The sequence below is a fragment of the Cutibacterium porci genome (assembly GCF_009696315.1).
Lineage (GTDB): Bacteria > Actinomycetota > Actinomycetes > Propionibacteriales > Propionibacteriaceae > Cutibacterium > Cutibacterium porci.
This window is the reverse complement of sequence record NZ_VUMG01000002.1, coordinates 183,270-205,553: the sequence shown is the minus strand read 5'-3', so window position 1 is coordinate 205,553 and position 22,284 is coordinate 183,270. Positions and strand designations below refer to the sequence as shown.

20 protein-coding genes and 1 tRNA gene are annotated in these 22,284 nt (G+C 57.4%); 10 read left to right on the top strand and 11 right to left on the bottom strand.

The genetic code is table 11. From position 1 onward, the window contains the following. Positions 1–7 precede the first annotated feature (7 nt). The 4 genes from thrB to lysA form a co-directional block, all read right to left on the bottom strand. Positions 8–898, bottom strand: coding sequence for a homoserine kinase (gene thrB / locus FYJ43_RS04910; protein WP_154562591.1), 891 nt, complete (start codon positions 896–898; stop codon positions 8–10). Positions 899–908: 10 nt separating this feature from the next. After that, positions 909–1,985: a threonine synthase gene (thrC, locus tag FYJ43_RS04905; RefSeq protein WP_326833342.1), complete on the bottom strand. Its 1,077-nt coding sequence runs from the start codon at positions 1,983–1,985 to the stop codon at positions 909–911. Next, complete coding sequence (locus FYJ43_RS04900; protein WP_154562587.1) at positions 1,982–3,307, bottom strand: homoserine dehydrogenase; 1,326 nt, start codon at positions 3,305–3,307, stop codon at positions 1,982–1,984. The genes thrC and FYJ43_RS04900 overlap by 4 nt, the downstream gene beginning before the upstream one ends. 70 nt (positions 3,308–3,377) lie before the next feature. Continuing rightward, positions 3,378–4,814 carry a diaminopimelate decarboxylase gene (gene lysA / locus FYJ43_RS04895; protein WP_154562585.1) on the bottom strand — a complete coding sequence of 479 codons (1,437 nt, stop codon included), beginning with the start codon at positions 4,812–4,814 and terminating at the stop codon, positions 3,378–3,380. A gap of 122 nt (positions 4,815–4,936) precedes the next feature. Here lysA and FYJ43_RS04890 point away from each other — a divergent pair. The 4 genes from FYJ43_RS04890 (at position 4,937) to FYJ43_RS04875 (ending at position 10,631) form a co-directional block, all read left to right on the top strand. After that, positions 4,937–5,008, top strand: a tRNA-Arg gene (locus tag FYJ43_RS04890). Positions 5,009–5,148: 140 nt separating this feature from the next. Beyond that, on the top strand, positions 5,149–6,369 hold the full coding sequence (locus FYJ43_RS04885) for a glycosyltransferase family 87 protein (RefSeq protein WP_154563338.1): 1,221 nt from the start codon (positions 5,149–5,151) through the stop codon (positions 6,367–6,369). Between the two features lie 237 nt (positions 6,370–6,606). Next, positions 6,607–10,386: a multifunctional oxoglutarate decarboxylase/oxoglutarate dehydrogenase thiamine pyrophosphate-binding subunit/dihydrolipoyllysine-residue succinyltransferase subunit gene (locus FYJ43_RS04880; protein ID WP_326833341.1), complete on the top strand. Its 3,780-nt coding sequence runs from the start codon at positions 6,607–6,609 to the stop codon at positions 10,384–10,386. 68 nt (positions 10,387–10,454) lie between these two features. Further along, positions 10,455–10,631 (top strand): DUF6104 family protein, encoded by a 177-nt coding sequence (locus FYJ43_RS04875; protein ID WP_229771647.1) that lies wholly within the window; start codon positions 10,455–10,457, stop codon positions 10,629–10,631. A 293-nt stretch (positions 10,632–10,924) separates the two neighbouring features. Here FYJ43_RS04875 and FYJ43_RS04870 read toward each other — a convergent pair whose 3' ends face one another. Together FYJ43_RS04870 and FYJ43_RS04865 are read right to left on the bottom strand one after the other, a co-directional pair. Continuing rightward, positions 10,925–11,593, bottom strand: coding sequence for a DUF929 family protein (locus tag FYJ43_RS04870; RefSeq protein ID WP_154562582.1), 669 nt, complete (start codon positions 11,591–11,593; stop codon positions 10,925–10,927). Positions 11,594–11,854: 261 nt separating this feature from the next. Beyond that, a complete protein-coding gene (locus tag FYJ43_RS04865) occupies positions 11,855–12,253 on the bottom strand; it encodes a hypothetical protein (protein WP_154562580.1) in 399 nt (132 codons plus the stop codon). 279 nt (positions 12,254–12,532) lie between these two features. Between FYJ43_RS04865 and FYJ43_RS04855 the strand changes: the two genes are divergently transcribed. Then, positions 12,533–12,784: a WhiB family transcriptional regulator gene (locus FYJ43_RS04855; RefSeq protein WP_002513444.1), complete on the top strand. Its 252-nt coding sequence runs from the start codon at positions 12,533–12,535 to the stop codon at positions 12,782–12,784. A gap of 7 nt (positions 12,785–12,791) precedes the next feature. Here FYJ43_RS04855 and FYJ43_RS04850 read toward each other — a convergent pair whose 3' ends face one another. Next, positions 12,792–14,267 carry a sensor histidine kinase gene (locus tag FYJ43_RS04850; protein ID WP_154562578.1) on the bottom strand — a complete coding sequence of 492 codons (1,476 nt, stop codon included), beginning with the start codon at positions 14,265–14,267 and terminating at the stop codon, positions 12,792–12,794. Between the two features lie 175 nt (positions 14,268–14,442). On the opposite strand from FYJ43_RS04850, the gene FYJ43_RS12570 reads away from it, so the two are divergent. Next, entirely contained in the window at positions 14,443–14,517 is a 75-nt protein-coding gene (locus FYJ43_RS12570) for a 50S ribosomal protein bL37 (RefSeq protein WP_369797015.1), read from the top strand. A gap of 70 nt (positions 14,518–14,587) precedes the next feature. On the opposite strand, the gene FYJ43_RS04845 is transcribed toward FYJ43_RS12570, so the two are convergent. Continuing rightward, positions 14,588–14,854, bottom strand: coding sequence for an anti-sigma factor RsrA (locus FYJ43_RS04845; protein ID WP_326833437.1), 267 nt, complete (start codon positions 14,852–14,854; stop codon positions 14,588–14,590). Further along, complete coding sequence (locus FYJ43_RS04840) at positions 14,845–15,555, bottom strand: sigma-70 family RNA polymerase sigma factor (RefSeq protein WP_154562574.1); 711 nt, start codon at positions 15,553–15,555, stop codon at positions 14,845–14,847. The genes FYJ43_RS04845 and FYJ43_RS04840 overlap by 10 nt, the downstream gene beginning before the upstream one ends. 190 nt (positions 15,556–15,745) lie before the next feature. On the opposite strand from FYJ43_RS04840, the gene FYJ43_RS04835 reads away from it, so the two are divergent. From FYJ43_RS04835 to rsgA, 3 genes are read left to right on the top strand one after another with little or no spacing between them, the layout of a single operon-like run. Continuing rightward, entirely contained in the window at positions 15,746–16,378 is a 633-nt protein-coding gene (locus FYJ43_RS04835; protein WP_326833436.1) for a DoxX family protein, read from the top strand. Then, the gene (aroA, locus tag FYJ43_RS04830; RefSeq protein WP_154562570.1) at positions 16,368–17,651 is read left to right on the top strand and encodes a 3-phosphoshikimate 1-carboxyvinyltransferase; all 1,284 of its coding nucleotides are present in this window, start codon (positions 16,368–16,370) and stop codon (positions 17,649–17,651) included. Before FYJ43_RS04835 ends, aroA begins: the two co-directional genes overlap by 11 nt. A gap of 1 nt (position 17,652) precedes the next feature. Then, positions 17,653–18,654: a ribosome small subunit-dependent GTPase A gene (gene rsgA, locus FYJ43_RS04825; protein ID WP_326833340.1), complete on the top strand. Its 1,002-nt coding sequence runs from the start codon at positions 17,653–17,655 to the stop codon at positions 18,652–18,654. 37 nt (positions 18,655–18,691) lie between these two features. Here the strand turns inward: rsgA and FYJ43_RS04820 are convergent, their stop codons facing one another. Continuing rightward, positions 18,692–19,972, bottom strand: coding sequence for a S10 family peptidase (locus FYJ43_RS04820; RefSeq protein WP_195839925.1), 1,281 nt, complete (start codon positions 19,970–19,972; stop codon positions 18,692–18,694). A gap of 285 nt (positions 19,973–20,257) precedes the next feature. Here FYJ43_RS04820 and FYJ43_RS04815 point away from each other — a divergent pair, with 285 nt between their 5' ends. After that, positions 20,258–21,046 carry an inositol monophosphatase family protein gene (locus FYJ43_RS04815; RefSeq protein ID WP_154562566.1) on the top strand — a complete coding sequence of 263 codons (789 nt, stop codon included), beginning with the start codon at positions 20,258–20,260 and terminating at the stop codon, positions 21,044–21,046. A 17-nt stretch (positions 21,047–21,063) separates the two neighbouring features. Here FYJ43_RS04815 and serA read toward each other — a convergent pair whose 3' ends face one another. After that, complete coding sequence (gene serA, locus FYJ43_RS04810) at positions 21,064–22,254, bottom strand: phosphoglycerate dehydrogenase (protein ID WP_154562564.1); 1,191 nt, start codon at positions 22,252–22,254, stop codon at positions 21,064–21,066. Positions 22,255–22,284: the final 30 nt, after the last annotated feature.

Sequence of the window (22,284 nt, the reverse complement as noted above, 5' to 3'; positions counted from 1 at the left end):
CATCGGGTCAAAGGAAGTGAACCCCTTCACCGAGAACCAGGTCATGCACCACAAATCCAGTCGTGTCGATGTCGGACACTCTGTCAAGCTGGTCTCGACTTCCCAGAGCCAAGACGGTGGGCCCAGCTCCGGAGATAACAGCGGCAACACCATGGTTGCGTAAGCTATCCATAAGGGCCACAGATTCCGGCATAAGGGAACGCCGATATGGCTGGTGGAGCCAGTCCTCAGTTGCCGCGAGCAGGTGCTCAGGTGAGGTCGTCAACGCAGTGACGAGCAGTGACGCGGCTAGGACTTGATGGACCGCATCATCGCGATCAACCTGGCGAGGAAGCACCTGCCGAGCCAAGGCTGTCGGTACATGGCGATCGGGAACATATACCCGGAATATGATGGATGGGTTAACTGCCAAACTAATGTGATTGACGACGTCGCTGTCGCGCCACGCCAGCTGGGCACCGCCAAGAATAGCAGGAGCCGCGTTATCTGGGTGTCCCTCGATGGCAGCAGCCATTGTCAGAAGCACCGTGCGATCCAGCGGGACTGCGGGGCGAGCCAGCCCCCAGGCCAATGCCAGCCCAGAAACAATAGCTGCAGCTGAAGATCCCAGACCGCGGCTTTGCGGAATAGAGTTAACGGCAGTTAAGTGCAAGCCAGCGTCAGGGCGGGAGTATCCGAGCTCCACCAAGCCTTGGCGCAATGTCGCCACCACAAGGTGAGACTCATCATGGGGAACCGTGTCAGCCCCTTCCCCCGTCACGTCGATCACCACGCCGGGGCGATCGAGTACCTCGACGCCTACTTCGTCCCACAGGTCCAGAGCTAGACCCATACAGTCGTACCCAGGACCAAGATTCGCAGACGTAGCGGGAACACGCACCCGCACACCGTTAGCCATCGTCAATTCCTCAGGAATCGAAATCTAACAGGGCTGCCACCCGATCAGTCGACGCCTCCACGGCCTCAGTCGACAGGGTGGTTCGACTCAGCGCAGTGTCAATGTCCTTCAGACCGTTTCCAGTGACCGTAATAACGATGCGCTGTCCAGGGTCCAGACGTCCTTGCGCCTTCAACTTCAGTAAACCTGCCACTCCGGCTGCCGATGCCGGCTCGACGAAGATGCCCTCGCGAGCAGCTAAGAAAGCCTGAGCATTAAGGATTTGCTCATCTGTGACGGCGTCAATAAGTCCTTCTGACTCATCTCGAGCAGCCAGAGCCTTTTCCCCAGAAGCAGGCCGGCCAATCCGAATAGCGGTAGCGACGGTTTCCGGGGCATCAACATCGTGACCCAATACCAAGGGCGCAGCGCCAGCGGCCTGGAACCCGAACATCCGCGGAGTATGGCTAGCTGGACCATCAGCAGCATACTCGCGGTAACCTTTCCAGTAAGCAGTGATATTACCTGCGTTGCCCACTGGAAGAGCATGAATATCGGGGGCATCACCGAGAACATCAATAATCTCGAAAGCGGCTGTTTTCTGTCCCTCGATACGGTACGGATTGACGGAATTCACCAGGGATACCGGGAGTGCATCAGCCAGCTCGCGGGCAATACGCAAGCAATCGTCAAAGTTGCCAAGAACCTGAATAATCCTGCCACCATGGACCACGGCCTGGGCAAGTTTCCCAGCTGCGATTTTACCTTGAGGAAGGAGCACCACTGGAGTCATACCAGCCCGGGATGCGTACGCCGCCGCCGAGGCAGAGGTATTTCCAGTAGAGGCACACACTACGGCCTTCGAACCGTCAGCGAGTGCCTTCGTCATAGCCATCGTCATGCCACGATCTTTAAATGAGCCAGTCGGGTTGGCTCCTTCGACCTTGATCCACACCGTCGCATCCAGCTCAGCACCCAGTCGTGGGGCAGGCACTAACGGCGTCGATCCCTCCCCAAGCGTCACAATCTGGTCAATGCCGTCCATGGGGAGACGGTCACGGTAGGTCTCGATGACACCGAAAGGACGCTTCTGCTTGCTCATGATCACATTCCCTCTACTCGGATAACGCGGGGATCGGAATTAACGTAGTGATGGCCGGTGAGCTCATTGACACACTCTTGGACGTCACATTCTCTGGCCTCGTGGGTGAGGATCTTGAGAGTAGCTGACCATCCATCAGCGCGGTCGGTACCTTCAACTGCGGACTGCTGCACTGTTTGCAAGGACACGCTGTGGCTGGCGAAGATCTTTGCCACTTCGGCAAGGACACCTGACTGGTCACGAACTTGCAGGCGTAAATGGAACCTGGTGCGAACCTCAGCAATGGGCAGTATCGGGAATTCGCCATAGACGTCCTGAGGCGGACCAGCGACCCCGCGCACGAGGTTACGCGCCACAGTAACAAGGTCCCCCATAACGGCTGATGCCGTAGGAGAGCCTCCGGCTCCGGGCCCGAGGAACATGAGATGTCCAGCCTCACGTGCCTCGACGAATATCGCATTGAACGCCCCCGAAACACCTCCCAGCGGGTGAGTTGCAGGTACGAGAGCAGGGTGCACACGGGCCGAAATACCGTCAGGACCGGCCTGACACACGGCCAGCAGCTTGACGACACAATCCATGTCGCGCGCAGCATCGATGTCGTCGGGGGTAATCGCCGTGATGCCTTCTCGATATACCTGGTCGCCGCGCAACCGAGTATGGAACGCTAGCGACGACAACAGCGCAGCCTTGGCTGCAGCGTCATAACCCTCGACGTCTGCCGTCGGATCAGCCTCGGCATATCCCTTAGTCTTCGCTTGAGCAAGAGCTTCATCGAACCCAGCGCCGGTCGTCGTCATCTGGTCAAGGATGTAGTTCGTCGTACCATTGACGATCCCCATGACACGAGTGATCTGGTCTCCGACAAGGGATTCGCGCAGTGGACGAACGATCGGGATCGCTCCAGCTACCGCAGCTTCATAGTACAAGTCGACGCCGTTGTCCTCGGCCACTGCATGTAACTCAGTGCCATGAGCGGCCAGCAGGGCCTTATTCGCCGTGACAACGGAGTGCCCCTTATTGAGGGCCATCGTCAAAAGCTGTCGGGCGGGATCAATACCGCCAATGAGCTCGATGACGATGTCCACGTCGTCGCGACTGACTAGCGCTGCGGGGTCATCGGTAAATAGCCGCGAATCTAGACCTTGACGCGGGCGGTCAGGATGAGCGACGGCAATGCCAACGAGCTCAACCCGGCGCCCCACTCGAGCAGCAATATCCTCCTTTCTTGACTCAATCATCCGAGCCACCTGGGATCCCACGACCCCACACCCCAGCAGGGCCACACGTATTGGCTGGGCTGACGCGGAATCGGTGGTATTCGTCATCTCGTCCTCATCTCGTTGTTGTCAGGCGATGAAAGTTCACAGGTGATGCCCATAGCGGCTGGCCGGTGTGTCACGGATATTCCACCCTCGCACGTACCGGCCCCTCATCGAGAGCAAGAAGATCGTCGATAGTCTCGCGGCGGAGTAGAACCGAGACGTCGGGACGATTGCCTGTCCCAACTCGAACGACAGCCGAGCGCGGCACATGGTTGTAGTTCGAGGCCATAGATCTGGAATACGCGCCGGCCCCAGGAACAGCAATAACGTCGCCGGGCGATATATCGCCGGGAAGGTATACATCGCGCACCAGAATGTCGCCAGCCTCACAATGTTTTCCGACGACGCGGCACAGTACAGCAGCGACGTCAGATACGCGATTCGCAATGACGGCAGAGTATTCGGCGGCATAAAGGGCAGGGCGAATATTGTCGCTCATTCCGCCATCGACGGCCACATAAATCCGTTGCGCGCCAGTATCCAGGTCGACTGGCTTGACTGTTCCAACGGTATACAGGGCCATGGTCGTCGGCCCAACAATCGCGCGACCAGGCTCTAAAGAAATATGGGGAACTGCCATGCCTCTCCCCCGGGCCTCAACAGCGACGATTTCACGAAGTGCCTCAGCAAGGCTTTCGGCGGTAGCCGGAGAATCTTGGCTGGTGTACGCAATACCGAACCCGCCACCAAGGTCAAGTTCCGGTAGGGAGCGTCCTGTCGCCTGACGGAACTGTTGAAGAAGCTTCATAGTGCGACGAGCTGCCACCTCAAATCCAGCAGTGTCGAAAATCTGAGAACCGATATGGGAGTGAACGCCCAACAGGTCGATGACGTCGCTGGTGTGGCACCTCACCATGGCGACCATTGCGGCACCATTGGTAATCGAAAAACCAAATTTTTGATCTTCGTGAGCGGTAGCGATGTATTCATGAGTATGGGCCTCGACCCCTGCCGTCACTCGAACCATGACACGGGCGTGCCAGCCGTTTTCTCGGCACAAATCCTCAATGCGCGTGATTTCATCGAGGGAGTCGACGATGATTCGCCCAACACCGACACTGAGAGCCAGTTTGAGTTCGTCAAGTGACTTATTGTTTCCGTGCAAGCCGATGCGGGCGGGATCCATTCCACCTTGTAGTGCCGTCAGGAGCTCGCCACCGGTACAGGTATCCAGACACAACCCCTCTTGGTCAATCCACGACGCGATCGTGCGGGTCAAAAACGCCTTCCCCGCGTAGTAGACGTCCCAGCCAGAAAAAGCGTCACGGAAGGCCCGCGCCCGCTGTCGGAAGTCGGTCTCGTCAAGAACGTACAGAGGAGAACCGTATTGGGACAACAACTCAGTAACGGATACCCCAGCTATCTCAATGATTCCATCGTCACCACGATCAACCGATACTGACCACAGCGCAGGATCCAACGCATTCACATCGTCAGGCAAAGTTAGCCACTGGGGACCGGCAGCCACGACGTCAGCGTGAACCGAGCCGGCAACGTGCATATGCGTCATAGTCCAACCTTGCCAGAGGCCGCCGACATGATCGTGGGGTGTCCATGCTCGTGACCGTGAATAGCGAAGCAACCCATTCGTGCGCTAGAGTCGATGGACGGTCGAGGTCTTCGGACCTGTCGGCTCCCGTAGCTCAGGGGATAGAGCACCGCCCTCCGGAGGCGGGAGCGAGGGTTCGAATCCCTCCGGGAGCGCTCACGCGCGCCAATCACGGCATACCAACCAGATAAGGTATGGGTCCGTGCCATTACCTGACATTCATCGACGGGGATCTCGAGCCGCGCTGTTGTCTGCAGCAGGTGCTGTAGTGCTGTGGGCGATAGGGCGACTCATCATGCTCCACGTCTTCATCCAGCCGTCATCGAACTACATCACGGGTGACGTGCAGTACTACCTGTGGTGGATGTCGAGTGGGCAGCCAGATGCGTCCGTTCTTCCGGAATATCCGCTGCCTGTTGTGTGGTTCATGCGAACGCTTTATTGGGCAGGAGGCGACGCCTATTTCCCCATGGCTTTTGCGACGACGATGCTGCTTCTTGACGCTATTCTCGCTGTGGCCATGTGGCACGATGGGCACCGCGCGGGTGCCCTGTGGTGGATTGTCTTGGTGCCTCTCCTGGGACCGATCATGTGGAATCGCTTCGACATGGTTCCGGCGGTATGTATGGGACTGGGAGCCCTGTGGTACCGACGCCATCCTGCCGCCTGTGGCGTCATGATTGCGCTAGGCGCTGCAACAAAGCTATGGCCTGCCCTCCTCATCTTGCCCATGATCTCCCGGCATCGAGCCACTATGCGACGTCTCATTGCTTTCACGGTCACTGGTTTTGGGCTCGCCCTGGCATCATTACTTGCGGGAGGATGGAACCGTCTTATTTCGCCGTTGACGTGGCAGGCCGACCGTGGATTGCAGATCGAATCGGTACCCGCCACTGTTCCGATGCTCCACTATTTTCGAAATTCTCACGGCGATCACACCGTCAAGATGTCGAAGTACAACGCGTACGAGATTTTTGGACCGCGCGTAGCTGAGTGGCAGTCGGTGTCCTCCGTCCTCATGGTGCTTGCGGTGGCTCTGGCGGTCGGTTTAGCCGTCGTAGCGTGGCGCCGCAATGGGCTCGATCACCGTTCCGCAGTTATCGCGGATCTCGTCATCATTGGTGCCCTCGTCATTGCCAATAAGACCCTGTCACCCCAGTACTTCGTCTGGTGGGCTGCTCCGACCGCGATGATCGTGGATTACGTCTCGGCTGAGGCGACTGGCGACGTCCACGTTGATCCCGACGCGCTGTCGCGGGCACGCACGTGGTGCTCGATCGTTGCAGTGCTGATGGCCCTCACCGGCTTCATGACCCAGCTGGAGTACCCGCTGCACTACTCGAAAATCCTGCACGGCACATTGAGCAGCGGCTGGCTCCTCATTAGTCGAAACGTTCTAGTCCTCGTCACCTTTGCGGCATGTATCGCAACTTTGATAGTGAGCCTTCGCATGCACATGCCCGCGCCGCCAACCGTCACCCTCGAGAAACCACGGCACGCCATAAGTGACCACTGATACGAGTGATCGGCAACGCGATGCCTCACAGCATGAGTAAGTCTCGGTGATTTATATCACATTTTAGCGATCGAGGATGCGTGTTCCCCGATGTGTCCGAATTATTGGGATGACATAGCAAATCCGGCTACCATCATCACGTCTGGGTTGATGAAGCACAGACAGAGCAGCGCAGCTCGAAGGGCCTGTCCAGAGGTTCCGCGAGCGCTCGAGACGACGGTTTGACGGAAGAAGGCAGTGGTGAGTCCCGCCCCACACGACAAGTCCAACAATTCTCCTGATTTTGGAGCCAACGACTGGCTCATCGAAGAGATGCGTGACCAATACCAGAAGGATCCGAACTCAGTTGAGCCGGCCTGGGCTACGTTTTTTCGCCAGCAGGAAACCGCAGCCGCTGGCACGGTAACTACGCCTGCCGATAGCGAACAATCTGCCAGCAAGGGTGTCGACGGGCAGTCAGCCCCACAGCCCGCCGCAAAACCACAGGCTGACGCGAAGCCCGCAACGCAACCCGCTGCACATCCTGCACCCACAACGACTCCGAAGGCCAAAGACATGGCACCCGACCCCACCCCGAAGCCACCCAAGAAGCCCTCTCGTCCCCCTGTGTCGGCCGACGCACCGCGCCATAGCGCTAAGCCAGAAACCATTGAGCCAACAGTGACGAAAATGAAGGGTGCGCCGATGCGCACCGCCAAAAACATGGATCAGTCACTAACAATGCCGACGGCCACCACAGTGCGCGACGTCCCAATGCAGTTGGTTATCGAGCAGCGCGCCATGATTAACTCCTTCCTTAAGAAGGCCAAGGGCGGCAAGATCTCATTCACCCACATCCTGGCTTATGCCATGGTTCAGGCTCTTAAAACAGTGCCCGCCATGAACAATGCCTATGCTGAGATTGACGGCAAACCGCACCTCATCGAGAACCACCAGATCAACCTGGGCATGGCTATTGACGTCGTTTCTTCGGATGGGTCTCGCAAGCTGGTCGTACCTGCCATCAAGGGCGCCGAGCAGATGGACTTCCTCGATTTTTGGCGCGCATATGAAGACATTGTTCGCAAGGGTCGCACGAATTCACTCACCGTCGATGACTTTAAGGGAGTCACAGCCTCCCTGACGAATCCTGGTGGTTTCGGCACCAACCACTCCATCGCTCGCCTTATGCCCGGACAGGGCATGATCCTCGGCGTTGGATCAATCGACTATCCCGCTGCGTATCAGGGAAACTCCCCTACCCGGATGGCGGAGTTGGGCATTTCGAAAGTAACAACCCTCACTTCCACCTATGACCACCGCATCATTCAGGGTGCTCAGTCTGGCGAATTCCTACGTCGCATGCACCAGCTGCTCCTGGGAGCCGACCGCTTCTATGAGGACATCTTTGAGTCGCTACGCATCCCCTACGCCCCAGTTCAATGGGCGAGCGACCGTCTTGCTAACCGCGCCGACCAGGTTGGAAAACAGGCCCGCGTCATCGAACTCATCGATGCATGGCGTCGTTTCGGCCATCTGTCAGCTGATCTAGATCCCGTCGAGTACCGGCCACGCTTCCACCACGACCTTATGCTCAACAGCCACGGGCTGACGCTGTGGGACTTTGATCGCACCTTCCCGATAGCGAACTTTGCTGGTCAACGTCGCGCCACGATGTCCCTACGCGAGATCCTCACGATTTTGCGTGACTCATACGCCTCGAAGATGGGTATTGAGTACATGCACATCGCTGACCATGAACAGCGCAAGTGGTTCCAGGACCGCTTCGAGAAGGAGCATCAGCCACTTTCTCGGGAGATGCACTTGCAGATCCTGGACGAACTCAACGAGGCTGAGATCTTTGAGACCTTCCTCCAGACCAAATTCGTGGGTCAGAAGCGTTTCAGTCTTGAAGGCGGGGAGTCTGCCATTGTCTTGCTGGCTGCTCTGTGCAATCTCGCGGCTGACGATAGCCTCGACGAGGTCTGCATTGGCATGCCACACCGTGGCCGTCTCAACGTCCTAGCCAACATCATCGGGAAGTCTTATGGGCAGATCTTCCGTGAGTTTGAGGGCAATACCGAGCCAGTGAATTCTCAAGGATCCGGTGACGTCAAGTATCACCTCGGTGACGAGGGCCAGTTCACTGCGGCCTCAGGAAACACCATCAAGGCATCGGTCGCGGCCAATCCCAGTCACCTCGAGGCCGTCGATTCGGTTCTTGAAGGTATCTGCCGTGCGAAGCTTGACGCCCTTGGTAACCCGGAAGGCTTCCCGGTGCTGCCCATTCTCATGCACGGTGACGCCGCGTTCGCGGGTCAGGGCGTCGTCTACGAAACCCTCCAGATGAGCCAACTTGACGGTTACCGCACTGGCGGCACCATACACGTCGTCGTTAACAACCAAGTCGGCTTCACCACGTCTCCTCGTGACGGTCGTTCCTCGACCTACTGCACCGACGTCGCTAAGGCCGTCGGCGCACCGGTCATTCATGTCAACGGGGATGATCCCGCCTCGGTGGTTCACGCTGCTCGTATTGCGTACGAGTACCGTCAGACTTTCCATCGAGACGTCGTCGTTGACGTGGTGTGCTATCGGCGACGCGGCCACAATGAGGGTGACGACCCGAGCTTCACCCAACCGCATATGTACGGTCTCATCGCCGAAAAGCGCTCGACCCGCAAGCTCTACACCGAAAGTCTGATTGGTCGCGGCGACATCACGCCCGAAGATGCTGAGGCTGTGATGTCAAAGTTCCGGTCTCGTCTAGAGACCGTGTTCAAGGAGGTTCGCGAGGCTACGTCAGCCCCTGAGCCCTATAGCGGTGTGCCGGACTACCCGGTCAAGCACAGTGGCCTTCACCCGACCAAGGTCGAGCCTGACACAATGGAAGCCGTCGCCAGGGCCCATGAGAACCTACCCGAGAGCTTCCATGCTCACCCCAAGGTCGCCCCCCAGATGGCACGGCGCGCTAAGCATATTCGCGAAGGCGGCATTGACTGGGCTACCGGCGAGATGATCGCGCTGGGCTCCCTATTACGTGATGGTGTGCATGTACGTCTTGCTGGCCAAGACAGCCGGCGCGGCACCTTCTCTCAACGTTTTGCCGCACTCGTGGATCACGAGACTGGCGAGTTCTACGTTCCCGTTAACCACCTCGGTGGCGAACAGGCACACCTCGACGTCTTCGACTCTCCGCTTAACGAGTACGCGGCAATGGGGTTTGAGTACGGTTACTCTGTCGCCCGCCCAGATTCCCTGGTGCTGTGGGAGGCCCAGTTCGGCGATTTCGCCAATGGTGCCCAGACGATTATCGACGAGTTCATTGCCTCAGCTGGGTCCAAGTGGGGTCAGAAGTCCGGAGTGGTACTGCTGTTGCCACATGGCTACGAAGGTCAGGGCCCTGACCATTCGTCGGCCCGTCTGGAGCGTTTCCTCAATCTGTGCAGCGAGGACGCACTCGCCGTGTGCCAGCCCTCGACGCCGGCAAGCTACAGCCACTTGCTGCGTCAGCACGCCTACGTCAACATGCATCGTCCAGTTGTCATTGCAACGCCGAAGTCGATGCTGCGAAATAAGATGGCGACCTCGAATCCCGAAGACTTCACTACCGGAAAATGGCGTCCGGTTCTACCTGACCCATCCATTACTGATCCCTCTGCCGTCACGAGAATTATCTTGTGCTCCGGCAAGGTGCGATGGGAGCTAGTCAAGCAGCGTAAGGCAGCCGGTCTTGACGGGCAGCTTGCCATCATCCCGATGGAACGTCTCTACCCGCTACCGGTTGACGAACTGGCTGAGGTCCTGGCACCTTACACTCACGTCACCGACGTTCGCTGGGTCCAGGAAGAGCCAGAAAACCAGGGCGCGTGGTACTACATGCTGACCCACCTCCCCCAGGCTATGTCGGATAAGCTGCCAGGATTCCTTGACGGCTTGACCGCAGTCACCCGCCCGCCGTCCTCGGCTCCTTCAGTGGGACAACACAGCGTCCATGTCCGTGAAGAGAAGGAGTTGCTCGAGAAGGCCCTCGCCTGAGCGACGTAACACGCTGCACCATGGCGTCACCTCTGCCACGAGATGACGCCATGGTGCATGATGGGGCCATGTATTTCACTGATAGGGGCATCGAGGAACTAGAAGATCGTCGCGGAGACGAGGAAATCACCTTCACGTGGCTCGCCGACGAGCTGCGTCACTTCGTCGATCTCAACCCAGAGTTTGAGGTTCCCGTTGAGCGACTTGCTACCTTTCTCGCCCGGCTTGACGACGAGGACGACTGAGGGAAAATTCGAGACAAGATCTGCTGCGTCTTAGGAATAATCCCACGCGGTTACATGAGGTTTTTCATAGCAATCCCACACACTGAGTAGACGGTCTTTAACCTTACAAGATCACAAAATCTGTCGGGGTTAGCGTCACATATGACCGACCATGGGCAACATACTCCCGTGACAGCTCATTGGAATAAAAGCTCCGATGACAGGCGGAGCAGCGTCAAGGATGATTGACTACGTAGGTGACGCAGCGAATCAAGTCATCGAAGTGAAGATCCGGAAAATAGAGGTAGAGAATTCTATCTCAAAAGGCTATCGGCATCCCTTACACCCTTAGATGTGCACACAGAAGCGGGACGACCACCATTTCTCTTACAGATCTCAGCCGACATGAGATTAGCACCACCAATCACCTTCTTTGACTCATCGGTATCGGGATTTTTAATCAGACCCATTGCGTCACTACTCGTCTTGTTGGACAGTGATTGAATCTGCGCAGGTATTTCGGTTACGGAATCACCCCAATACAAAAATGGGATGTACCCTTTCGGATCATACTTCTGAAATACTTTACGCTGTTCCGAAGTTAAGTCAGAGATTTTATTTCCGTCTGAGTCTTGGAGTTCGACAGGAGAAAACCTTACATACTTACTCGAGTACGTAGAATTTCTGTATGTCACAGTCGGAATACTTGCCATATCCTTCTCTCTTGAGCTAGAAACAGAGTCTGAAAGACCATCAAATTTCCCAAAGCGAGATAATGCTGCAGTTAGCGATAATCGTTCCATGGCACAATAAGGGCAAAACTCTGCACCTACATATAGTAGGGATGCTTGGCCAGAACCCCCAATCGGGTTACCTGTATCTTCTGCCACATATTGCGCTTGCCCTTTACCAATTTTATCATACAGACTCGGATCTAGAGAAACTAAGCCAGCTGACATCACCCCTTTCTCTGATTCACGCACGACATTTGTTTTATGAACAATGGACGCAGTTACTACCGCAACGACGACAACGAGAGCTACAACGGAAGTGGCTATCGCAACTATCTTGGCTCATCGCCTCTTAGTAAGCGCCTTATTTTCTTGTTCTCGAAGCTCATCCCGCTTACTCATACCCATACGGTAGCCTAAACTGAGTACTTGAGAAGCATTTAACTGCCCTAGCAAGGTCCTTCCCTCGCGATGTATCGCAATAGTCTCAGAGTCCGTCATTTCCGAGCCTGTTCAGCCCTTGAACCAAGCGCGACACTGTGGCAGCACCGAAGCAACCGTCACTACTGCCGGAAGAATGGCCAGACCCCAGAACCAGACTGGGCCGCCAGACCGTTGCATCGACACCAACACCACCAGATGCAAGAGGCCGCTTGCCACAAGCAACCCCTGAGCCACGGATTGACCCTTGACGGCTAGCCATCCGACGAGACCGACGAGACCCGCGTAGATGATGAGCATGGCCCCCACCCCGGCACTGAAGGTATCCCGACCCGACGCGATAACCCTTATGGCAACGCACAGTAATGCGGCAGAACTCATCCACGTACCACCAACGGCGACCATCACAGCCACGGGGGCAACGGTATGGTTCGCAGGCGATCGCCCATTGTGTTCACTTGACGGAATCATGGTATTGCTCCTGCACAGGTGGGCCGACGACGTATCATAATCGAACTGGCATGGAGCTCCTCAAAGCATGGTCGCCCGGACTAATGTGCATCACGTTCGAGCGGTTCATGCACGGATGTTCTTCCTGCCGCGGATGTTCTTGTCAAAGCATCCATTGGTTGCCAGACTTTCATGGTTACCTGCCGTATAGCCACTCTGTGGCCATGCGACACGACGGGTCATCCGCCCGCACCACCACACGTGCCCTGGGTTCCGCCGGGGAGAAGGAGTCGAAGAGGGATGGACTGGCGCCACAGGGCTGCCTGCCTGAGCGAGGATCCCGAGCTGTTCTTTCCGATTGGAAACACCGGCCCGGCCCTCGCCCAGATAGAGGAGGCAAAGAAGGTCTGTGCCCGGTGCGAGGTTCGCGCCGAGTGCTTGGCCTGGGCTCTGGAAGCCGGCCAAGACCATGGTGTATGGGGCGGCATGAGCGAAGATGAAAGGCGCGCCATCAAGCGTCGTCAATCCCGCTCTCGCGTGCGTCGCTCCTGATCCCCGGTTATGCCCGCTGAAGCGGGATGACGAGCCTGGCACACGTTCCGATGTGGTCAGGGTTGTTTTCAAGAGTGAATGTTCCCCCGAGGTCCTGTACCAACGTCGTCACAATCGACAGCCCCAGCGAACTGCGATGGTCATCTAGCGAAAATCCTTCTGGCAGTGGTTTACCATCATTGACAACATCCACCACGAGGGTGTCGTCGGTGCGGTGGGGCCGTACAACGACATTCCCGGAGGATGAGTCTAGGCTGTGCTCAATAGCGTTTTGGCACAGTTCTGTCGTCGCCAGAGATAGCGCGGTCGCAGTTTCGGCGGGCACCTCGCCAAAGCTACCTTCTCGTCGGGCCACAACAGACCCAGACGATGCCGCTACATCGCCCACCATGTGGAGGATGCGATCGGCGACCTCATCAAAGGCGACTTGTTCTTCAAAGTTCTGCGAGAGAATCTCGTGAACAACGGCAATTGCCGACACCCTTCCCATAGCCTGCTTCAGAGCGTCCTTGGCGTCCGAATTATTCATGCGTCGTGACTGCAATCGCAACAGTGCAGCAACTGTCTGGAGGTTGTTTTTCACCCGGTGATGAATCTCCCGGATCGTGGCGTCCTTTGTCACAAGCTGACGATCCCTGTCCCGCAACTCGGTGAGATCCCGAATAAGGATCAGCGTGCCAGCCGAAACCTCCACGTCGTCGAGCCAGGTCTGCAACGGGATGACGCGGGCTCGCAAAGTGGCTTCGGAATTTTCGATATCGGTCTCGGTCAGCCAGCGGCCTTCCAAATCCAAGGTCAGCGACTGGCCAACTTGGCGCACTTTCGGGCAAAGCTCTCGCACCGTCGGAATGAGGTATTCCCCATCTAAATCACCAGCGAGTCCGAGACGACGAAATGCTGATAGCGCATTCGGGCTGGCAAAGGTGATCATTCCGGTGGCCGCTACGCGGATCACGCCGTCAGTCACTTTGGGGGCGAGCGCCCGATCAGAGTCCGGGAACTGCGGAAATCTGCCGTGATGAAGCATCTCCGAAAGGATGTCGGCAATTTCGAGGTAATTGTCCTCTGTGCTGCCTGGCGCTCTCACCCCCATTTGGTTCGTGTGCCTTTCGACGACAGCGATAACGTCCCCATGCCGAATAACCGGAATCGCCCACACGTCGACCGGAATGCCAGCAGACAGCTTGTTATCGCTTGTTTCGCACATCTCGGCACTCATAAAGGCTTCTGTGACGAGACTCTCATCGTCATAGGCAACAGACTCCCCTACGACGTCGTCCTCCAAGGCAGTCGGGCCCGTGTCTGGCCGCACCTGGGCGACGGCCCAGAATACGTTTGGATCCTTGTCCGGAACCCACAAGATGAGGTCCGAAAACGACGTATCTGCCAACATCTGCCAATCGTCAACAAGTTCTTCGAGCCAGGTGATATCGGCGGCGTCAAGACGAATACGGTCGGCGGCAATGCGGTTGAGCGCGGGCATGTCGTCACTCTAGTGACACACCTCAACCCGGCTCCAACTCGCACCTGGATCGGTGAGTGGCTCGATTTGGGTCAAGGCCGCCCCATACGGCAGAATTGATCGTCGTTGCCGCGCACCCGCGCGGACCCTCCTTCATCAGTAGGGAGGTTTATGACCCCTCAGGAAGGAGAGCGCCATGGGCAAGACTGGTCGTAAGCGTCGTGCGCGTCGCAAGAAGGGCGCCAACCACGGCAAGCGTCCCAACGCCTGAGTCTTTGGGATGTTAAGACCCCCATCCGCGTGGATGGGGGTCTTATTGCATAACGACTTTCACGACGATCTCAAGCCTGCGAACGATACGAGACGTGCATCTGTATCAGACGACTTCTTAACTGCAGAGGGGCAGCCACCGTTCGATTGCATCTCTTCAACGCTCGAGAGACGGCGGCTTCCATGTCAGCCTCATCCATGCAGCTTTCGCAGGCTGCAATATGGCGACGGAAGGCGTCAGCATCGTCCTGGCTCATTTCACCATGAAGGAATTCCTGAAGGTGGTCAATGACCCAGCAACAGGACTCCTCATCACCAGCGGACTGCGTCATCGTGATCCCACCTTCGCTGCGCTACGGGCCATGGCAGGACGACCCAGATCCTCTTCATCTACTTGTCCGGCACGAGGACCAATTCCGCGAGCACCCGCGACATCGACCAACTGCTTGCGCAACTGCTTGCGAGCCCGGTTTAGTCGGCTCATCACAGTGCCAATCGGGGTACCCATAATTTCAGCGATTTCCTTGTACGCAAAACCCTCGACGTCAGCAAGCAATACGACCCGGCGAAACTCATCCGATAACCCGTCGAGAGCGTCAAGGATCTGTTGGTCAGGTAGCGCATCCAAGGCTTCCAGCTCTGCAGAGCGCAGCCCATTACTGTCATGGGAGGCGGCCTTAGCGATCTGCCAGTCCTCGACGTCTTGGTCGTCTGACGTCTGGGGACGACGCTGAGCCTTGCGATAAGAGTTGATGTAGGTATTGGTCAAAATACGATATAGCCACGCCTTGAGGTTCGTGCCAGGCCGAAACTGGTGGAACGAGGAAAAAGCCTTGGCATAGGCCTCTTGAACAATATCCTCAGCGTCAGCAGGGTTGCGGGTCATGCGTAGCGCGGCACCATACAGCTGGTCAAGGTACTCCAGAGCGTCACGTTCGAACCGTTCCGCTCGCTGGGCTTCGGTCTCTTGGGTGACGTCCACGCTAGACGACGCGTCCGCGCGGCAATCCATCGTGGTTTTGGAATCACGCCTGATCATCGTGGTCCAGCCTAATGCACAGCGATGACCCGGGGAGGAGCGAGGCCTCCGCAGTGGACGGTGGGTCATAACGGCAGCAGTCATGGTGGGTCAACACATATGTCAGGCTACTGTATTCCCGCGACGACTCATCATCTAGCGAAATTTCCGGCCAGTTCGCTACCGCAGAAGCCGTCGGCACGGTAGACATATACCCATGAGTATCATCCGAGGTTTGGGCCGAACCATGTTCGCCAGTTACTTCATCGTTAAAGGGACGAACTCTGCGATGAAGCCCGATTCCTTCGTTGAGGATGCCGAGCCGGTCGCTGACCGTCTCCTCCCACTGGTGCAGCGCGCACTGCCAGCGTCTGTCGGTGCCTACATCCCTGAGGACACCAAGACCCTGGTTCGCGCCACCGGTGCCGCCCAAGTCTTGGGTGGCCTCGGCATGGCAACTGGTCTTGCACGTCGCGTTGGTGCCGGCATCGTGGCTGCAACGATGGTTCCACATACGCTCGCGTCTATCCCTGACAAGTCGTTGCCGAAGGACGAACGTGCAGCTGCTCGCTCCGTCTTGCTGCGCAATATCGCTTTACTTGGTGGAGCGATGATGGCCTCCGTCGACACTGCAGGTCGCCCTAGCCTGGCCTGGCGTGCCGCCGATACCCAGCGCCGCGTGTCGTCGGCTGCAGGTGATCAGCGCAAAGCCATCACTGCGTCGTTCGATGACGTGTCGACGTCAGCTCGCAAGAAGCTGAAGAAAGCCCACAAGGAAGCAGCAAAGTCTCAAAAGAAGGCCCGTAAGAAGGCCAAGAAGGCTCAGAAGAAGATTGCTAACTGACCTGTGGACTGCCCCGCGAGCCAACCACCGGCTCGCGGGGCGCGTCGTCATCCCTGGATCCAAGTCACAAACGAACCGCGCCCTCGTCCTTGCAGCTCTCAGTGACGGGCCCAGCGTCCTCGACGGTGTGTTGTCATCGCGAGACTCCGATCTCATGTCGGCTGGGTTACGCCGACTCGGAGTAAACATACGCGTTATCGGTCCGTCTTCCGTACAGGTGGTGCCGCATCTCGCTCATCCGACTGATCCGATTGACTGCGGGTTAGCCGGTACCGTCATGAGGTTTCTCCCAGCCGTGGCTGCCCTCGTGCCTGGAACGACCCGATTTGTAGGCGATGAGCAAGCCTCTCGACGGCCTATCAAGCCAGTTCTCGACGGGTTACGCCAGCTCGGCGTCGACGTCGACTCTGACCAGCTGCCATTTTCGCTGAACTCCCCCGCTTGCCTCGGTGGTCCTGAGGTCACAATTGATTCAGCAGCGTCAAGCCAGTTCATCTCGGCCTTATTACTAGTCGCAGCTCGTTTTCCACAGGGAATAGACCTTCGTCATGACGGAACGTCAGTGCCATCGGCCCCCCACATCGCCATGACCTGCGCCATGCTTGCCGATCGCGGTGTCACCGTCATGTCAGATGAGCCATGTCATTGGGTCGTGCATCCAGGGCCAATACATGCACTCGACGACGTCATCGAGCCAGACCTCACCAATGCCGCTGTCTTTCTTGCCGCCGCATTGGTCGTCGGCGGGACCGTCACAGTGCCGGGTTGGCCGGTAAACAACACCCAACCTGGCGCTCAATTCATTGAGATTGCCACCGCAATGGGGGCGACAGCTTCCCATACTGACGGCGATATGACTCTCACCGCCCCCGGTTGGCAAGGATTGCAACCTATTGACGTTGACCTCCATGAGGCCAGCGAACTCACACCCGTTGTGGCAGCAGTAGCCTCTGTGGCTCACGGCCGCTCACGTATCCGCGGCGTGGCGCATATTCGCGGCCACGAAACGGACCGCCTTGCCGCTCTCGAACAGGAACTCACTAACCGCGGCGTTGAGATTCACCAAACCGATGACGGCCTCGATATCGCTGGTCGGGGTGCCGCCATACTGCACGGTGGAACATTTCGATGCTATGCCGATCACCGAATGGCTCACGCCGGTGCCATTCTCGGACTCGTTATCGATGGAATTGACCTCGATGACATCGGTTGTACATCGAAAACTATGCCGACATTCCCGCAGATGTGGGCCGACCTCATCCAGGAGCGTTAACGTGTCGCCTCGGCGTTTAGCCTCTTCTGGGATTGATACGCGTGAGTGGTCGTCCTATGACCGCCCTCGACGCCGCACAAAGCCGCGAACCAAGCAGCGACCTGACTACTCGTCGTTGCCTGTCGGAACCGTCATCACTATTGATCGCGGCCGCTACCGTTGTCGCCTTGACGGTGACGTCGACGTCACCGCAGCCAAGGCCCGCCAGCTCGGTCGCAAATCAGTCATTGTTGGCGACAAAGTACGCCTTGACGGCGATGTATCGGGGACTAAGGGTTCCCTCGCCAGGATCGTGCACACCGAGGAACGTGCCACTGTACTCAGACGCACCGCAGACGACACAGACCCCCATGAACGCCCGATCGTCGCTAATGCGAATCAAGTGGTCATCGTCACTGCTCTTGCCGACCCGCCACCACGACCAGGCATGATCGATCGGATACTCGTCGCCGGTTACGCTGCTGGAGTCTCCCCTATCCTGTGCCTCACCAAGGCTGACCTCGCATCCGGTGACGACTTCGTCGACATGTATTCGAAGCTGGGAATACCTGTCATCACTAGCCAACCAGGAACCGACCTCACCGAGTTACGCACAATGCTGACAAACAAGGTGAGCGTCCTCGTCGGCCACTCAGGCGTCGGTAAATCAACCCTCATCAATACGCTGGTCCCTGGAGTCAACCGTGCCACCGGCCACGTCAATGACGTCACCGGCCGAGGACGTCATACCTCCACCAGCGCGGAAGCGATCCCCTTGCCGGAGGGGGGTTGGATCATCGATACCCCGGGCGTCCGGTCGTTCGGGCTATCCCACGTCGACGCCCAGGGTATTCTTTGCGGATTCCGGGAACTCGATGCTGTTTGTGCCGACTGTCCCCGAGGATGCCGTCACACCGACGATAGCCCGGAATGTGCACTCGATAGCGCCGTCCGCGACGGGCGAGTGCGGCAATCGAGGGTCGACTCGTTCCGTCGGCTGTTAGGTGCCACCGCCCCACGCTGACGGCCCCACGCTGACGATGGGACGGTGGAATACCTGTTCAGTCTGTGCTGCCAGAATCGTCGTGGCCATCACGATGTGGAGCATCGTGACGTGCTGTCCGACGGATAAACGCCGCAATACCGTCTGCTTCCTGCTCCCGGCATCCCAGATACGGCATATGACCGGTGTCGAAGAAAACCTCTTCGATCCGATCAAATGCATGGTCATCAATCTTGAGATGATTGATCGTGTCTCGTGCTGCAAAATACGGGGTTGCCAAGTCGTAATGGGCATACTCGACACGCACATGTAGCCCCTTCTGAGCTCGCAAAATGCGCTCTAGTTTGTCTGTCACGTTGACGGGACGCCCCTGAAACTCGTGATAATTCCAATTCTTGTACAACGGCAAACCGAGGGTGTACGTCGACTCCGTTGTCACGCCAAGCTCGCTGCGCAAGTAATGCTGGAAACCATGGACAAAGGCGGCACCAGTATCGTCACCGGTAGGGTCAGAACCGGCGATCTCATCGGTACGCTTAGGGATTGCACCGGTATAGCGCCCGTCAATGCGACCGACGACTTTGCCTTTGTTGCGCAACAGCTCAGTGCAAAACCGCATATGCTCGATGCGAAGATCAGCGCGCTCAATATACGTTATATCCAGACCTGTGAGCTGCGAAAGAGTCGCGACAACCTGTGCTCTATCTGCCGGATCGAGGCGACGCCCTGCCGCCAGAGCCTGACGGTAGGGACCGTCTGCAAATTCTTCAGCCTCAGCAAGGACATCTTCCAGGCTGCGATCGGAATTATAACCGTGGTAATGAGCAATTGCAGCATAGGTCGGCAGAAAACCAATGCACGCACTATCCCAGTTCAGATCATCAAAATCCTGAGTACCAAAGTCGAGAACTGACGACACCAGAACGATGCCATTGAGGTACATCGAGAACGTGTCCTGCAACCGTTGCGCAACGCTGACAGCTCGGACCGTTCCATACGACTCGCCAAGCAGATATAGAGGGCTCCCCCATCGTCCATAACGGGTGACCCACAGCCGGATGAGCTCGCTGACCAGCTCAACGTCCTTGCTCCAGCCGTGCCACTCAGCAGGGTCGTGTCCGTCGACAACGCGGGAATAGCCAGTCGACATAGCGTCGATAACAACGAGATCTGTCTCGCGCAGCAACGTGTGCTCATTGTCGATGAGGTGGAAGGGAGGGGTAGCAGGCTCTTCAGGAGTGCCCGGATCGACGACGCGAGGCCCGACGAGCCCCATATGCAACCACACTGAGGAAGAGCCTGGGCCACCATTAAAAACAAAGGTCAGCGGTCTTGTCATGGGGTCGGCGTCGTTCAGGGTGTACGCAGTAATGCCCATAAGCGCCTGTGGATTGTGAGCAGTAAATGCGTTGTTTGCGATCTTCTCACTGTCCACCACAATGCGTCCGGTGGTGGCGGTGTAGCTAAGGTCACCGTCGACCGTCGAGATCGTGTGGCGGGTCGTCACTAGGTCGTCACTCGGTGCCTCTGGAGCCTTGATGGGAGTCTCGTCTGTCGTCATAGCTTCAGCCTACGGCCACTGGCCGTTCTTATCTCCTTGGCGTCCTCCCAGTAGGGTGTGGACATGGCCGACCACACCGAAGACCTCCGCTTGGCACACATTCTCGCCGATGATGCCGACTCGTTGACAATGTCACGTTTCGGTGCCCGAGATCTGACAATCTCGACTAAACCTGATCGCTCCGAAGTGACCGACGCTGACCTCGCCGTCGAAGACTCAATACGCCGGACCCTGTCTCGAATGCGCTCCCGAGACGCCGTCCACGGCGAAGAGCGTGCCGATACCGGAGACGGGCCAAGGCGGTGGATCATTGATCCGATCGACGGCACTGCGAATTTTTTGCGTGGCGTTCCAGTATGGGCCACCCTCATTGCCCTCAGCGTGGACGATGAGGTCGTCGTGTCTGTGGTCTCCGCCCCTGCCCTCAAACGCCGCTGGTGGGCAGCGCGTGGCTTAGGCGCATGGTCAGGCAAATCTCTAGCCTCGGCAACTCCGATCCACGTCTCAAACGTTCGCAGCCTCGGAGATGCTTTCTTGTCCTACTCGTCACTCCACGGCTGGGTCGAAAGCGGGAGGGGGCGCGGGTTCGGTGAGCTCATGCGGTCAGTGTGGCGTTGCCGGGCTTTCGGTGATTTCTGGTCATACATGTTGGTTGCCGAGGGCGTCGTCGATCTAGCATGCGAACCCGAACTCAACGTGCACGACATGGCTGCCCTCGACGTCATCGTGACCGAAGCTGGCGGTAGGTTCACCGGCCTTGACGGCAAGGACGGACCGTGGTCGGGCAACGCTCTAGCATCGAACGGCTTTCTTCACGACGAAGTCCTAGCCATAGTGCAACCTGAGCAGTGAGAGGCCAAACTTCGCCATTAAAGGATGCGAGCCCGAATTGTGCCGTCAAGATCCGTGACGTTGGCGAGCAGGCCACCGTCAGTTTCGGCAATGTCGAGAACGCAATAGCCGAGCTCCCCTTTTGTCGCAAGAGCTTGGTATGTGACGTTTCCTCCCTGATCGGCAACGAGTCTGTTCAGCGTCGCCATCACACCAGGGACATTGCGATGCAGATGACCGATACGAGCACCTGTGCGAGGCGACGGGGTGATCTCAGGAAAATTGACGCTCATTCCGGTCGCGCCGTTCTCGACATAGTCGATCAGTTTCCGGGCAACATAACGGCCAATATCGACTTGAGCCTCTTGGGTCGAACCGCCGACATGCGGAGTCAAAATAACATTGTCCATGTCGCGTAACGGAGAGACAAAGGGTTCTTTACCGGACGCCGGCTCTTCGGGGTAGACGTCCACACCTGCACCAGCGATGTGCCCGGTACGTAGATTGTCAACGAGGGCATTGATATCGACAACTTTGCCTCGCGACAAGTTTAAAAACAGGGATCGCGGTCGCATCATGGCGAATTCGCGTTCACCAATAAGATTGGTGTTACTGGGGCGTCCATCGACGTGGAGGGACACTGTCTCGGCGCTTCCAAGCAACTCTTCCATTGAGCCACACTTGTGAGCGTTACCCATGGGCAAGACGTCAGCGATGTCGTAGAAGAACACCTGCATGCCCATGGCTTCCGCCACTACCGACAGCTGCTGTCCGATATTGCCGTACCCGATAATGCCCAATCGACGCCCGCGAATTTCGTGTGACCCAATTGCGGATTTACGCCACACCCCATTGTGCATTTGAGTATTGCGATCACCGAGACGACGAGCCAACGCGATAATCTCCGCCATAGCAAGTTCAACCACGGAGCGAGTATTGGAGTAGGGGGCGTTAAAAGCGGGAACACCAACCTCGGCTAACGCGCCAAGATCCATCTGGTTTGTGCCAATACAAAACGCACCAACCGCGCTGAGAGTGTTCCCACACGCCTCAACGACCCGACGGGTTATGCGGGTACGCGACCTGATGCCCAACAGGTTAACTCCGTCAAGGGCACTGATGAGGTCGTCCTCCTCAAGGGCCTCGCTCACCCGCTCAACTTCGTATCCAGCCTTTTTCAGTGTTCGGACGGCTTCGTCATGAATGTTTTCGAGCAGGAGGGCCTTCATAACTGCCAGTTTATGAACGACGCAGGATCG

Bases quoted from the DNA above. Each gene is read 5' to 3' on its own strand.
- serA (WP_154562564.1), bottom strand. From the start codon at position 22,254: ATGAAGGCCCTCCTGCTCGAAAACATTCATGACGAAGCCGTCCGAACA.
- FYJ43_RS04865 (WP_154562580.1), bottom strand. From the start codon at position 12,253: ATGATTCCGTCAAGTGAACACAATGGGCGATCGCCTGCGAACCATACC.
- FYJ43_RS04850 (WP_154562578.1), bottom strand. From the start codon at position 14,267: ATGCCCGCGCTCAACCGCATTGCCGCCGACCGTATTCGTCTTGACGCC.
- thrB (WP_154562591.1), bottom strand. From the start codon at position 898: ATGGCTAACGGTGTGCGGGTGCGTGTTCCCGCTACGTCTGCGAATCTT.
- FYJ43_RS04875 (WP_229771647.1), top strand. From the start codon at position 10,455: ATGTATTTCACTGATAGGGGCATCGAGGAACTAGAAGATCGTCGCGGA.
- FYJ43_RS04855 (WP_002513444.1), top strand. From the start codon at position 12,533: ATGGACTGGCGCCACAGGGCTGCCTGCCTGAGCGAGGATCCCGAGCTG.
- lysA (WP_154562585.1), bottom strand. From the start codon at position 4,814: ATGACGCATATGCACGTTGCCGGCTCGGTTCACGCTGACGTCGTGGCT.
- FYJ43_RS04900 (WP_154562587.1), bottom strand. From the start codon at position 3,307: ATGACGAATACCACCGATTCCGCGTCAGCCCAGCCAATACGTGTGGCC.
- FYJ43_RS04885 (WP_154563338.1), top strand. From the start codon at position 5,149: ATGCTCCACGTCTTCATCCAGCCGTCATCGAACTACATCACGGGTGAC.
- FYJ43_RS04840 (WP_154562574.1), bottom strand. From the start codon at position 15,555: ATGATCAGGCGTGATTCCAAAACCACGATGGATTGCCGCGCGGACGCG.
- FYJ43_RS04815 (WP_154562566.1), top strand. From the start codon at position 20,258: ATGGCCGACCACACCGAAGACCTCCGCTTGGCACACATTCTCGCCGAT.
- FYJ43_RS04820 (WP_195839925.1), bottom strand. From the start codon at position 19,972: ATGACAAGACCGCTGACCTTTGTTTTTAATGGTGGCCCAGGCTCTTCC.